This window comes from Brevibacterium sediminis (assembly GCF_013623905.1).
In the GTDB taxonomy this organism is placed as follows: Bacteria; Actinomycetota; Actinomycetes; order Actinomycetales; family Brevibacteriaceae; genus Brevibacterium; species Brevibacterium sediminis.
This window is the reverse complement of the sequence record NZ_JABKDD010000019.1, coordinates 15403-28409: the sequence shown is the minus strand read 5'-3', so window position 1 is coordinate 28409 and position 13007 is coordinate 15403. Positions and strand designations below refer to the sequence as shown.

The window sequence follows — 13007 nt, the reverse complement described above, 5'->3', positions numbered from 1 at the left end:
GTCGCCCGGTCGCGTGCGACGGTGCACTCGTGCGTGCGAACGGGAATGGAAACGACTAGCCGCGGGCGGCGCAGTTCACGCATTTGGCCGCGTAGGGGCGGGCCTCCAGCCGCGCCTCGGCGATGGGTCTGCCGCAGTCGATGCAGGTCCCGAACGTGCCCGCGTTCAGGCGGTCGACCGCCTCGGCGATCTCCTCGAGGCGATTCTCGGACTGTTCGAGCAAGGTCGCGGCCTGCGACCGTTCGAAGGCGAGCGTCGCCCCTTCCGGATCGTGCTCGTCGTCGCTGTTGTCGCCCTCACGAGCGGCCGAGACCTCATCGATTCCCTGAGTCAGGCGGTCGATGAGCGCCTGCGTCTCCGCTCGTTCCGCCTCGAGCAGGTCTCGCATCGTCGCTTCGTCGACCACTCAGGCCTCGAGAGCTTCGGACGCTTCGAGCCAGCGCAGCTCGAGTTCGTCGAGTTCGTCCTGAGACTCGCGGATCGCGGCCGTGAGCTTGGCCAGTCCCTCGAAATCGGTCTGGTCGTGGGCGGCCATCTCCTCGTGCTTCTTCGCGATCTGAGTGTTCAGCTTTTCCATCCGCCGCTCGATCGACGACAGTTCCTTCTTCGCCGCCCGGGCTTCCGCGCCGGACAGCTTCGGAACCGATGCGGATCCTCCGCTCGCCGAGGCGGCCCCACCGTCACCGTTTCCGTCGGTTCCCGCTGAGGCCCCGTTCGAACCGCCGGAAGCCCTGTTCGAACCGGCAGCGCCGCGAGGTTCCTGTTCGGCTCGCAGCCGCAAGTACTCTTCGACACCGCCGGGCACATGGCGCAGACCGTTGTCGAGGATCGCGTACTGCTGATCGGTGACCCGCTCCAACAGGTACCGGTCGTGGGAGACGACGATGAGGGTGCCCGGCCAGGAATCGAGGAGATCCTCCATCGCCGCGAGCATGTCCGAGTCGACGTCGTTCGTCGGCTCGTCGAGGATGATGACATTGGGTTCGGCCATGAGCAGCAGCAGAAGCTGGAGTCGGCGCTTCTGCCCGCCGGAGAGCTCCTTGACCCTGGCGGACAGATGCTCCTTCGCGAAGCCGAGCCGTTCGAGCAGCTGGGCCGGAGTGAAGTCCTTGCCTTCGATGTTGAACGAGGTCTTCGACTCGGCGAGAACCTCGCGCACACGGGATTCGGCGATGCGGGCCAGATCCCTGAACTGCTGATCGAGCACACCGATCTGCACGGTCTTGCCGCGCTTGACCCGACCCGCATCGGGTTCGATCTCTCCCGAGACCAGACCGAGCAGAGTCGACTTCCCAGCACCATTCGGACCGAGGATCCCGGTGCGCTCACCGGGACCGATGCGCCACGTGACATCCTCCAGAATCGTGGTCTCGGCGAAGTGCTTGGACACGTCGAGCAGATCGACGACGTCCTTGCCCAGGCGGGCCGTGGCCATCTTCTTCAGCTCGATCGGATTGCGCACCTCCGGCACATCGGCGATGAGCTGGTTGGCGGCTTCAATGCGGAACTTCGGCTTCGACGTCCGGGCGGGAGCACCGCGTCGCAGCCATGCGAGTTCCTTGCGCATGAGATTCTGTCGCTTCGCCTCGGTGGCGGCGGCGATCCGATCGCGCTCGACGCGCTGGAGGACATAGGCGGCATAACCGCCTTCGAAAGGCTCGACAATGCGGTCGTGGACCTCCCAGGTCTTCGTGCACACCTCGTCGAGGAACCACCGGTCGTGGGTGACCAGCAGCAGGGCTCCGGAATTCTTCGGCCACCGGCCGCGAATATGCTTCGCCAGCCACGCGATGCCGTCGACATCGAGGTGGTTCGTCGGCTCGTCGAGGATGAGCATGTCCCAATCGCCGATGAGCAGAGCCGCCAGGGCCACTCGGCGGCGCTGACCGCCGGAGAGCGAGGAGATCTGCGCATCCCAATCGAGATCGGCGATGAGACCGGAGATGATGTCACGGGCCCGCGGATCGGCGGCCCATTCGTGATCGGCGGCATCGCCGACGACGGAGAAGCCGACGGTCGCCTCGTCATCGAGGTCATCGCGCTGGCCGAGCATGCCCAGACGCAGCCCGCCGCGATACGTCACGCGTCCGGAATCGGGTTCGATGGTGCCTGCGAGCATGCCGAGCAGGCTCGACTTGCCGTCGCCGTTGCGGCCGACGATGCCGATCATGTCGCCGGACTCGACGCCGAGAGTGACCGAGTCGAAGACGACTCGCGTGGGGTATTCGAGGTGGAGGGCTTCTGCCCCGAGGAGATGTGCCATAGCAGTCTCTAGCCTAGTTCACCGCGGTTCGCCCGATTGACCGGATGGGCCAGTCCGGCCGGCCGCCGGCCGCATCGTTTGCCGCATCTTTCTGTCTCAAACACAAGGCGTTTTCTGTTCGCATTTCGGACCGATAACCCCACCGCATGACGGATTATTTCTTTTTCATATCGGTGTCCGCGATTGAGGTGCTAACGGACCTTTCCAAATGACCTCAGTGCATTAGACTGACCGAAACTCATCAAAATATGACAGTTCGTCCAGTGGTTTCACATTTTCGGTAAGGGCAGACAGGGCCCTCATCCGTGTGCGCTGTCTGTATCAGAAAAGAGAAAACGTGAAGAAGCTCGCTTCAGCGGTGTCGATGATCGCCGCATCTGCCCTCGTCCTCTCGGCTTGCGGCTCAGGTGGAGAATCCGGCTCCGACTACATGGCCTGCATGGTCTCCGACTCCGGCGGTTGGGACGACCAGTCCTTCAACCAGTCCGGCCGCGAGGGCATGGAGAACGCGAAGAAGAACCTCGGCATCGAAGAGAAGCTCGCCGAGTCGCAGGGCGACGCGGACTTCAAGCCGAACGTCGACAACATGGTGCAGCAGGGCTGCAACCTCACCTTCGGTGTCGGATTCCTCCTCGAGGACACGATCCAGGAAGCCGCAGAAGCGAACCCCGACCTCAACTTCGCACTCATCGACTCCACGTTCTCCGACGCCGACGGCAAGCCGGTGACGATCGACAACGCCAAGGCCGTCGTCTTCAACACCGCCGAGGCCGCGTACCTCGCCGGCTATGTTGCGGCCGCGACTTCGAAGTCGGGCAAGGTCGGCACCTTCGGCGGCATCCAGATTCCGTCGGTGACGATCTTCATGGACGGATTCGCCGACGGCGTGGACAAGTTCAATAAGGACAACAAGAAAGACGTCAAGCTGCTCGGCTGGAACAAGAAGAAGCAGGACGGATCGTTCTCCGGTGACTTCGAGAACCAGGGCCAGGGCCAGGAGCTGACCAAGCAGCTCATTTCGCAGGGCGCCGACGTGATCATGCCCGTGGCCGGACCCGTCGGCCTCGGTGCCGCGGCCGCCGCGAAGGAAGCCGGCGACGTCAACCTCGTGTGGGTCGACTCCGACGGCTACGAGTCGACCGAATACGGCGACATCATCCTCACCTCGGTGGTCAAGCAGATCTCGCAGGCCGTCGAAGACACCATCAAGGAAGGCTCGGAGGACAAGTTCTCGAATGAGCCCTACGTCGGTACGCTCGAGAACGAAGGCGTGGGCCTCGCTCCGTACCACGACTTCGAAGACAAGGTTCCCGAGGACGTGAAGAAGAAGGTCGAGGATCTGAAGAAGCAGATCGTCGACGGCAGCCTGGTCGTCGAGTCTGAGAGCACACCGAAGTAAGCTCGTCGGTTAAACTGCAGGGCCGAGTTCTTTCGGCCCTGCAGTTTTCAAGTTTGTGAGGAGAACCGGAAGCAGTGAAACTCGAGCTTCGCGGGATGACCAAGGTGTTCGGATCGTTCGTGGCCAACGACCACATCGATCTCACCATCGAACCGGGCGAGATCCACGCCCTGTTGGGTGAGAACGGCGCCGGCAAATCCACCATGATGAATGTCCTCTACGGACTCTACGACGCCGATGGGGGAGAGATCCTCATCGACGACAAGCCGGTGAAGTTCTCCGGGCCGGGCGACGCCGTCGCTGCGGGCATCGGCATGGTCCACCAGCATTTCATGCTCGTGCCCGTGTTCACCGTCGCCGAATCCGTGGCGCTGGGCTACGAACCGACGAAGAGCCTCGGGCTCCTCGACATCAGCGAGGCGCGCAAGAAGGTCAAGGAGATCTCTTCGCGCTTCAATTTCAACATCGATCCCGATGCCCTCATCGAGGATCTGCCGGTCGGCGCCCAGCAGCGAGTGGAGATCATCAAGGCCCTGTCCCGGGATGCCGAGATCCTCATCCTCGACGAGCCCACGGCTGTGCTCACTCCGCAGGAGACCGACGAGCTGATCTCGATCATGCGCCAGCTCAAGGAGCAGGGCACGTCGATCGTCTTCATCACCCACAAACTCCGTGAGGTCCGCGCGATCGCTGATTCGATCACTGTCATCCGCCGCGGAAAGATCGTCGGAGAGGCCTCGCCGGAGTCGACCGAGACCGAGCTGGCCAGCCAGATGGTCGGCCGTGCCGTGTCTCTGACGACCGAGAAGGATGCCGCCGATCCCGGCGATGCCACCTTCCAGGTGCGCGGACTCACCGTCGTCGACAAGGCCGAGAACGTCGTCGTCGACGACGTGTCCTTCGACGTCCGTCGCGGCGAGATCCTCGCCGTCGCCGGTGTCCAGGGCAACGGGCAGACCGAATTGGCCGAGACGATCATCGGTCTCACCGAACCGCGGTTGGGCACGATCACCCTCGACGGGAAGAAGCTCGTCGGGGATTCGGTCAAGGACCGCCTCGGTGCCGGTATCGGATTCGTTCCCGAAGACCGGTCGACCGACGGCATCATCGCGGAATTCGCGATCCGCGAGAACATGATCCTCGACGTCTACGACCGTGAGCCCTATGCCAAGGGACTGAACATGCGATCGAAGGTCATCAGCGAAGAGGCGAAGAAGAAGGTCGAGGAGTTCGACATCCGCCTCGGCAGCGTCTCCGACCCGATCTCGACCCTCTCCGGCGGAAACCAGCAGAAAGTGGTGCTCTCCCGCGAGCTCGGCCGCGATCTGCGACTGTTCATCGCCAGCCAGCCCACCCGCGGACTCGACGTCGGATCGATCGAATTCGTGCACAAGCGCGTCATCGCCGAACGCGATTCCGGCACCCCCTGCATCATCGTCTCGACCGAACTCGACGAGGTCTACGGCCTCGCCGACCGAATCGCCGTGATGTACGCCGGGCGCATCGTCGGCATCGTGGGACCCGAGACCTCCCGCGAAGCACTGGGCCTGATGATGGCCGGCGTTCCCGCCGACGAAGCCCTCGAAGCAACGGACGACGACTCAGCCACCACCTCGGCGGAGGAGACCAAATGACGACTGATATCTCACCGGCGGCTCCTTCCGCGGCACCGCCGCCGGAGTCCGAGACCGAGGACGGCAAGGAACAGACTCTGCTCCAGCAGATCATGTCGGGATCCTGGCTGGTCTCGCTGCTGGCGATCGTTCTCGCCCTTCTGTTCGGCGGTGTCCTCATCGCCGTGTCGAACGCGGAGGTCGTCGCGGCGGCCGAGAACTTCTTCGCCGCTCCCGGCGAGTTCTTCGCCACGCTCTTCCAGACCGTCGGCAACGCCTATTCGGCGCTGTTCCGCGGAGCGGTCTTCGACTGGGACGCACGCACCACCGAACGCGCCATCCGCCCCCTGACCGAATCGATGGTCTCGGGCACCTCGCTCATCCTCACCGGTCTCGGCATCGCCTTGGCCTTCCGCTGCGGTCTGTTCAACATCGGCGGTCAGGGCCAGGTCATCCTCGGCGCGACCATCGCCGGATTCCTCGGCTACGCGCTGCCGCTGCCTCCCGTCGTCCACATGCTCGTGGCCGCGATCGGCGGAATCATCGGCGGTGCGATCTGGGCCGGAATCGCCGGTGTCCTCAAGGCACGCACCGGTGCCAACGAGGTGATCGTGACGATCATGCTCAACTCGATCGCCGGCTACGCACTGGGCTACCTGCTCAAGCAGAACTGGTTCACGCACACGACCTCGGCGAACCCGCAGTCCCGCGTCATCGACGACTCCGCGCAGATGTTCCTGCTGCTGCCACCGCCGTTCCGTCTCCACTTCGGGTTCGTCATCGCCATCCTCGCCACGATCTTCGTGTGGTGGCTGCTCGAGCGTTCGACGATCGGCTTCGAGTTCAAGGCCGTCGGCGCGAACCCGCACGCGGCCCGGACCGCAGGCATCTCCGTGTCGAAGGTGACTATCCTCGTCATGATCGTCGCCGGTGCCCTGGCCGGACTCGGCGGTGCCGCTCAGGTGCTCGGCACCGAATACAAACTCACCGGCGGAATCAGCGGATCGATCGGCTTCGACGCCATCACCGTCGCCCTGCTGGGAAGGTCGAAACCGCTGGGGACGTTCCTTGCGGGCCTGCTCTTCGGCGCGTTCAAGGCCGGCGGCTACCTCATGCAGTCCCAGACCGGTACGCCGATCGACATCGTCCTCGTCGTCCAGTCCGTCATCGTGCTGCTCATCGCGGCCCCGCCCCTGGTGAGGTCGATCTTCCGGTTGCCCACACCGGTGCTCAAGCGGAAGGAGGACTGAGATGACTGCTCAGACCATGGATAAGACACCTTCGACCCAGGTCAAGGCGCTTGCGCCTATCGCCTGGAAGTTCCCGATCGTCTATACGATCCTCGCCCTCGTCTCGCTCATCTTCTTCGGCCTCATCGGCCGTGACGGGGAGACGACCTTCCGGGTGGCCACCGGCGGAGACTTCTTCGCCATCCCCGACTTCGCCGTGTCCTCGACCGCGGCGGGGCTGACGCTGGGCATCCTGCTCATCATCATGGCCGCCGTGTCCATCTATGTGGCGATCAGGCGCATCGACCTCGGCTCGTGGTTCCCGATGCTCTTCGGCGTCATCTTCGTTCTCTCCTTCCTCGCCTGGGCCGGCGGCGGATCCGGAGGCGTCATCCCGCTGACGACGCTGCTCGCCGGTGCCCTGGCACTGTCCGTGCCGCTGATCTTCGGCGCCATGTGCGGTCTCGTGGGAGAACGTTCGGGCATCATCAACATCGCCATCGAGGGCCAGCTGCTGGCCGGTGCGTTCCTCGCCGCGGTGGTCGCCTCGGTGGTGAAGAACCCCTACGCGGGACTTCTCGCAGCTCCCATCGCCGGTGCCCTGGTCGCCGTGGTGCTCACCTTCTTCGCGGTGAAGTACTGGGTCAACCAGATCATCATCGGCGTGGTCCTCAACGTCCTCGTCGTCGGCATCACGAGCTTCCTCTACTCGACGGTTCTCACCCAGGACCCGGGACTGTGGAACTCCCGCCAGAAGCTGCCGAACCTGCCGATCCCGCTGCTCTCGGACATTCCGGTGCTCGGACGGGTGCTGTTCGACCAGAACATCCTCGTCTACATCATGTACGTCGTCGTCATCGCGCTGCAGATCTTCGTGTTCCGCTCGAAATGGGGTCTGCGGATGCGCGCCGTCGGTGAGCACCCGAAGGCGGCGGACACCGTCGGCATCAAGGTCAACTTCACTCGTGTGCGCAATACGCTGCTCGCCGGTGCCATCGCAGGCCTCGGCGGTGCCTTCTTCACCGTCGGCTCCGGATTGGCGTTCGGCAAGGAGATGTCGGCAGGACAGGGCTATATCGCCCTGGCCGCGATGACCCTGGGCAAGTGGAACCCGAAGGGTGCGTTGTTCGCGGCCCTGCTGTTCGGATTCTCCAAGAGCCTCGGCAACACTCTGCAGTCCATCGGCACCCCGGTGGCCAACGAGCTGCTGCTCATGCTGCCCTACATCGTCACCGTCTTCGCTGTCGCCGGATTCGTCGGTCGGGTCCGCCCGCCGGCCGCGGAAGGTGTGCCCTACGTGAAGTGAGCCCCGCCTCGGCGATGGATCGGCATTTCCCCTCGATCACCCCACAGTCACCACCCGAAGGAAGAGATATCCCCATGACTGCCCCCGAACCCCGCGCTTCCGCACCTGAGTCGACCGACCCGGTCTGGAGCGAGGAACCCACCCCGGTCAGCCCCGAAGACCTCAGCGAAGGCACCTGGGAGCTGCTGCGAGCAGAGGCGACACGGGCGATGACGAAGGCCTATGTGCCGTACTCGAACTACCCTGTCGGAGCCGCCGGTCTCGTCGACGACGGTCGCATCGTCGGCGGCTGCAATATCGAGAATGCCTCGTTCGGGGTGACGCTGTGCGCGGAATGCTCGCTGGTCTCCGAGCTGTTCATGACCGGCGGGGGCCGCCTCGTCGCCTTCGACTGCGTGGACGGAGAGGGCAACACCCTCGTTCCCTGCGGGCGATGCCGACAGTTGCTGTTCGAACACGGGGGCAACGACCTCGTCATCAACATGCCCAGCGGACGCGCCCCGATGTCCGTGGTCCTGCCCGAAGCCTTCGGCCCCGACCACCTGGCCGGGGCGCACGACGGCCATGAGGCCAAACACTGACGAGCCTGTTCCTCGACGAGGCGGCTGTGGCCCGGAATGTCCCCGCAGGGATTGATGACAGCGAAGATTTCGACGACAACGCACGCATCGTCGACAACACAGATTTCGACGAGAACGAAGGATTGAGACCGTGAGCGTAGAAGCATTCGACACCGTCGACGTCATCGCCGCGAAGCGAGATGGCCGAGCCCTGAGCAAGGAGCAGATCGACTGGGTCATCGACGCCTACACTCGGGGTGCTGTCGCCGAAGAGCAGATGGCGGCCCTGGCCATGGCGATCTTCATCAACGACATGGCACCGGTTGAGATCGCGCACTGGACGCAGGCGATGATCGACTCCGGTGAGCGCATGGACTTCTCGTCCCTGTCCCGGCCCACCTCGGACAAACATTCGACCGGGGGAGTCGGCGATAAGATCACCCTGCCCCTGGCCCCGCTCGTCGCCGTCTTCGACGTGGCCGTCCCACAGCTCTCCGGCCGCGGCCTCGGCCACACCGGAGGCACCCTGGACAAGCTCGAATCGATTCCCGGCTGGCTGGCGGGACTGAGCAACGAGGCGATCGTCGACCAGCTCGAGGACGTCGGCGCCGTCATCTGCGCCGCCGGATCCGGATTGGCGCCGGCCGATAAGAAGCTCTACGCCCTGCGCGACATCACCTCGACGGTCGACTGCATTCCGCTCATCGCCTCCTCGATCATGTCGAAGAAGATCGCCGAGGGCACCTCCGGTCTCGTCCTCGACGTCAAGGTCGGCTCCGGTGCGTTCATGAAGGACCTGGCGAAGGCTCGCACACTCGCGCAGACGATGGTCGAACTCGGTAAGGCCGCAGGCGTCAACACCTCGGCGCTGCTCACCGATATGTCCACGCCCTTGGGCCTGACCGTCGGCAATGCCCTCGAGGTCCGCGAATCCGTCGAGGTCCTCGCCGGCGGCGGACCCGCCGACGTCGTCGATCTCACCGTGGCTCTGGCGGAGGAGATGCTGCGCCTGGCAGGCAAGACCGATGTCGATGTTCGAGCCGCGCTGGCCGACGGTCGGGCCATGGACAAGTGGAAGCAGATGATCCGCGCCCAGCACGGCGACCCGGACGCCGCTCTGCCGGTCGCCGAGCACACTGAGGTCGTCACAGCGACCGACTCCGGGGTGCTTACGAAGCTCGACGCGCTGGGCGTCGGGGTGGCATCGTGGCGTCTCGGCGCCGGACGGGCACGGAAGGAAGACCCGGTCCAGGACGTGGCCGGAATCGAACTGCACGCCAAACCAGGGGACACGGTCACGGCCGGTCAGCCGCTCATGACACTGCACACGGCGACCCCGGAACGGTTCGAGCGCGCCATCGAGGCTTTGGAGTCCGCGGTCGAGATCGGCGGGGATGCCGCCTCGGTGCCGGAATCGATCGTCTTCGACACGATCACCTGAGCCGAATCGCACACTCTCAGCACTGCCGCGCGGCCGCTGGCCTCGCTACGCTGGACCTGATGACTCTGCGCGGCACCTGCACGCGCAACCATGCACGACCACGCAACCTTGCACGACCACTTCTGGAGGACCGAATGACCAGCCGCACCGATGTCGCGAACATCATCGACCACACCCTGCTCAAGCCCGAAGCGACCCGCGCCGACGTCGATGCCCTCGTGGCGGAGGCGAAGGAGCTGGGCGTGCTCGCGATCTGCGTGTCACCGTCCATGCTGCCGATCACCGATCCGGGTGAGCTCGTCGTGGCGACCGTCGTCGGGTTCCCCTCCGGCCAGGTGAAGCCGGAGATCAAAGCCGCCGAGGCTGCTCAGGCCGTCGCCGACGGTGCTGCCGAAGTCGACATGGTCATCAACATCGGACAGGCCGTCGCCGGGGACTTCGACGGACTCGAGGCCGATATCCGCGGCGTCGTCGAGGCCAGCGGGGACGCCCTCGTCAAGGTCATCATCGAATCGGCTGCGCTCAACGACGAGCAGATCGTCGAGGCCTGCCGCCGCTCGGAGGCCGCCGGAGCCGGATTCGTCAAGACGTCGACCGGTTTCCACCCGGCCGGAGGCGCCAGCGCTCATGCTGTGTCTCTCATGCGCGAGACCGTGGGCGACCGCCTCGGGGTGAAGGCCTCCGGCGGAATCCGCACCGCCGAAGCCGCCGAAGAGATGATCGCTGCCGGCGCGTCCCGTTTGGGCCTCTCCGGCAGTGCCGCAATCCTCAACTCCCTCTAATTGCTACCTGACGGCGGCCCAGCTACCTCGCGCGAGGTTGCTGGGCCGCCGTCAGGTAGTTCTGGGAGTGTCAGAGGGCGATGGCTTCCCGGATCTTAGTGACGGCCTTCTGCGCCGTTCGCTGTTTGATGAGGCCCTCTTTTGCATGGGCCGCGATCCCCAGGGTCGACTCTCTCCGGTCGAGTACGACGATGACGTAGGTCGGATTCATCGACGCGAAGCCTGATCCGATGACACCGCGGATGGTGACGACAGGGTCGTCGGTCGCAGGAGTGTGTGCGGACACCAGCTGAGTCACCTGATTGAGAACGCGTTCGGTCTCATCCGGTGGAACTTCGATGACGGCGTGATGGGTTTCGGTCTTCAGCCGCTTCGCCGACCACTCGGCACCGAGGCGACCGGCACCGAAGACGCTGCTGCTTTCGCCCAGTGATCCCAGCAGGCTGGTCAGAACCGCGTCGGCCTCTGGATCGTGGGGAACGTCCATCGTTACCTCCTTCTTATTTCTACGGGCCCTAAATACTACGTGACGGCGGCCCAGCAACCTCGCGCGAGGTTGCTGGGCCGCCGTGAGGTAGTAATTAGAGGGCGAAGAAGGTTTTGAGCTCGGTGGTGATCGTGTTCAGGCGCTCCGTTAGGGCCGGTTTCAGCGAGGCGCTGGCCGAGGAGGTCGGCAGGCGCACTCCGGCGCTGGCCGCAGCACGTGCATCGGCCTCGGCCGCAGCCTGGATTTCCGAGGGTTCGGCGACGACCTCAAGATAGCATTTCAGTTTCGGCTCGGTACCCGAAGGACGCACGATGACCCGCGAGTTCGACTCCGAGAGGAGCAGGATTCCATCGGTCGGCGGCAGCCCCTCATACCCTGCCGACAGGTCGTGGACCGCGGCGACCGGGGAGCCGGCAAGAGCGGCCGGAGGGTTCTCACGCAGCTTCGCCATGGCCGTGCCGATGAGAGAGACATCGTCGAGACGGAAACTCAGCGGAGCGGTGGCGAAGTATCCGTCGCGATTGCGGATGCGATCGAGTTCGGCGTCGATGCTGCTGCCGGCCGCCTTCAGCCGCGATGCGAGTGCCGCGAACGTCACAGCCGCCGAAATCCCGTCCTTGTCGCGTACGATCATAGGGTCGACGCAGTAGCCGAGTGCTTCTTCGTAGCCGAAGACAAGCCCGAGACTGGCACGAGATATCCACTTGAAACCAGTGAGTGTGTTCACTGCGGCGAAACCGTGGCTCTTAACCGCAGCCGCGAGAGCCCGGGAGGACACGATCGAGTTCGCGAAAACGGCGCCGTCTGAACCGCTTTTTGCGAGTCGGCCCGCGAGGTCCTCACCCAACAGCAGCCCCACCTCGTCGCCGGAGAGCTGACGGTAGCCGATAGCCGCCGACTCATCGGGGATGGCCGCAGAGAACCGGTCTGCATCCGGATCGTTGGCGATGATGAGTTCGGCACCGACCTCACGGGCCAGGGCAAAGGACTCATCGAGTGCCCCGGCTTCCTCCGGGTTCGGGAAGGACACCGTCGGGAAGTCCGGATCCGGTGCCTGCTGGGAGGCCACCGGGTGGAGGTTTGTGAACCCGGTGCGGGTCAGAGCAGCCTCGGCGACTCCGGCACCGACACCATGCAGCGAGGTCAGCACGATCGAGAGATCCGACTCCGCCCGGACACCCAGATCGTCGATGCGCGACAGATAGTCCTCGACGATCGACTCGTCGAGATGTTCCCACCCGGACTCCGCACGTGACACAGACGTCACGGACTCGACTGCTGAGATCTTTTCGGCGATGAGCGCATCGGCCGGGCTGACGATCTGCGCTCCGGCACCCGCTTCGGCGTCGGCCTCGGATCCGATCGCCTGCAGCGGACGCTGTCCCAGGTAGACCTTGTAGCCGTTGTCAGCCGGTGGGTTGTGGCTGGCCGTGACCATGACTCCGGCATCGGCCCCGCGCTGCGACAGCGCGAAAGCCAGCAGCGGGGTCGGCAGCTGCTCGGGCAGCTGAATCGCGACTCCGCCGGCGGCGGTGATGACGGCGGCAGTGTCGGCGGCGAACTCCGCGGACTTGTACCGGGCATCGCACCCGATGACGACTTGGAAGCCCTCACCGACGGTGTCTGCGAGGAATGCGGCCAGTCCGGCGGCGGCACGGATGACGACGGCTCGGTTCATCCGGTTAGGGCCGGCGGCGATCTCGCCGCGCAGACCGGCCGTGCCGAAGACGAGGGGACCGGAGAACCGGTCCTCGAGATCGGCGACCGCCGCCTCGTCGCCGCTCTCGGCCTCGGCGAGGATGTGCTCCAAGGAGATGGCCGTCTGCGGATCAGGGTCGTCGGCGATCCAGGCACGGACCACCTCGGCGTCGAATCCATTCGTGAAGCGGTCGGCTACGCGGGTCATATGAGGTCCTTTGCGAATTCG

At 64.7% G+C, this 13007-nt stretch carries 11 protein-coding genes; 7 read left to right on the top strand and 4 right to left on the bottom strand.

The window, feature by feature from the left end; translation table 11 throughout:
• Positions 1–55 precede the first annotated feature (55 nt).
• Both HK108_RS16775 and HK108_RS16770 read right to left on the bottom strand, forming a co-directional pair.
• Entirely contained in the window at positions 56–406 is a 351-nt protein-coding gene (locus HK108_RS16775) for a TraR/DksA family transcriptional regulator (protein WP_229664229.1), read from the bottom strand.
• Complete coding sequence (locus HK108_RS16770; protein ID WP_181272349.1) at positions 407–2263, bottom strand: ABC-F family ATP-binding cassette domain-containing protein; 1857 nt, start codon at positions 2261–2263, stop codon at positions 407–409.
• 337 nt (positions 2264–2600) lie between these two features.
• Here HK108_RS16770 and HK108_RS16765 point away from each other — a divergent pair, with 337 nt between their 5' ends.
• The 7 genes from HK108_RS16765 to deoC all read left to right on the top strand — a co-directional run bounded on the left by HK108_RS16765 (position 2601) and on the right by deoC (position 10593).
• Positions 2601–3662 carry a BMP family lipoprotein gene (locus HK108_RS16765; protein ID WP_229664228.1) on the top strand — a complete coding sequence of 354 codons (1062 nt, stop codon included), beginning with the start codon at positions 2601–2603 and terminating at the stop codon, positions 3660–3662.
• 74 nt (positions 3663–3736) lie between these two features.
• A complete protein-coding gene (locus tag HK108_RS16760; protein ID WP_181272348.1) occupies positions 3737–5296 on the top strand; it encodes an ABC transporter ATP-binding protein in 1560 nt (519 codons plus the stop codon).
• Positions 5293–6525, top strand: coding sequence for an ABC transporter permease (locus HK108_RS16755; RefSeq protein ID WP_181272347.1), 1233 nt, complete (start codon positions 5293–5295; stop codon positions 6523–6525). The genes HK108_RS16760 and HK108_RS16755 overlap by 4 nt, the downstream gene beginning before the upstream one ends.
• Before the next feature lies 1 nt (position 6526).
• Positions 6527–7810 (top strand): ABC transporter permease, encoded by a 1284-nt coding sequence (locus HK108_RS16750; RefSeq protein WP_181272346.1) that lies wholly within the window; start codon positions 6527–6529, stop codon positions 7808–7810.
• Positions 7811–7884: 74 nt separating this feature from the next.
• Complete coding sequence (locus HK108_RS16745; RefSeq protein WP_181272345.1) at positions 7885–8391, top strand: cytidine deaminase; 507 nt, start codon at positions 7885–7887, stop codon at positions 8389–8391.
• Between the two features lie 130 nt (positions 8392–8521).
• Positions 8522–9811 (top strand): thymidine phosphorylase, encoded by a 1290-nt coding sequence (locus HK108_RS16740; protein ID WP_181272344.1) that lies wholly within the window; start codon positions 8522–8524, stop codon positions 9809–9811.
• Between the two features lie 134 nt (positions 9812–9945).
• A complete protein-coding gene (deoC, locus tag HK108_RS16735; protein WP_166823111.1) occupies positions 9946–10593 on the top strand; it encodes a deoxyribose-phosphate aldolase in 648 nt (215 codons plus the stop codon).
• A 70-nt stretch (positions 10594–10663) separates the two neighbouring features.
• Here deoC and HK108_RS16730 read toward each other — a convergent pair whose 3' ends face one another.
• Together HK108_RS16730 and HK108_RS16725 are read right to left on the bottom strand one after the other, a co-directional pair.
• Positions 10664–11080: a hypothetical protein gene (locus HK108_RS16730; RefSeq protein ID WP_181272343.1), complete on the bottom strand. Its 417-nt coding sequence runs from the start codon at positions 11078–11080 to the stop codon at positions 10664–10666.
• Positions 11081–11174: 94 nt separating this feature from the next.
• Positions 11175–12986 (bottom strand): phospho-sugar mutase, encoded by a 1812-nt coding sequence (locus HK108_RS16725; RefSeq protein ID WP_181272342.1) that lies wholly within the window; start codon positions 12984–12986, stop codon positions 11175–11177.
• Between the last annotated feature and the right edge of the window lie 21 nt (positions 12987–13007).

What these genes read in the sequence shown, in the direction of transcription:
- HK108_RS16755 (WP_181272347.1), top strand. Translation starts at nt 5,293, where the DNA reads ATGACGACTGATATCTCACCGGCGGCTCCTTCCGCGGCACCGCCGCCG.
- HK108_RS16770 (WP_181272349.1), bottom strand. Translation starts at nt 2,263, where the DNA reads ATGGCACATCTCCTCGGGGCAGAAGCCCTCCACCTCGAATACCCCACG.
- HK108_RS16725 (WP_181272342.1), bottom strand. Translation starts at nt 12,986, where the DNA reads ATGACCCGCGTAGCCGACCGCTTCACGAATGGATTCGACGCCGAGGTG.
- HK108_RS16730 (WP_181272343.1), bottom strand. Translation starts at nt 11,080, where the DNA reads ATGGACGTTCCCCACGATCCAGAGGCCGACGCGGTTCTGACCAGCCTG.
- deoC (WP_166823111.1), top strand. Translation starts at nt 9,946, where the DNA reads ATGACCAGCCGCACCGATGTCGCGAACATCATCGACCACACCCTGCTC.
- HK108_RS16750 (WP_181272346.1), top strand. Translation starts at nt 6,527, where the DNA reads ATGACTGCTCAGACCATGGATAAGACACCTTCGACCCAGGTCAAGGCG.
- HK108_RS16745 (WP_181272345.1), top strand. Translation starts at nt 7,885, where the DNA reads ATGACTGCCCCCGAACCCCGCGCTTCCGCACCTGAGTCGACCGACCCG.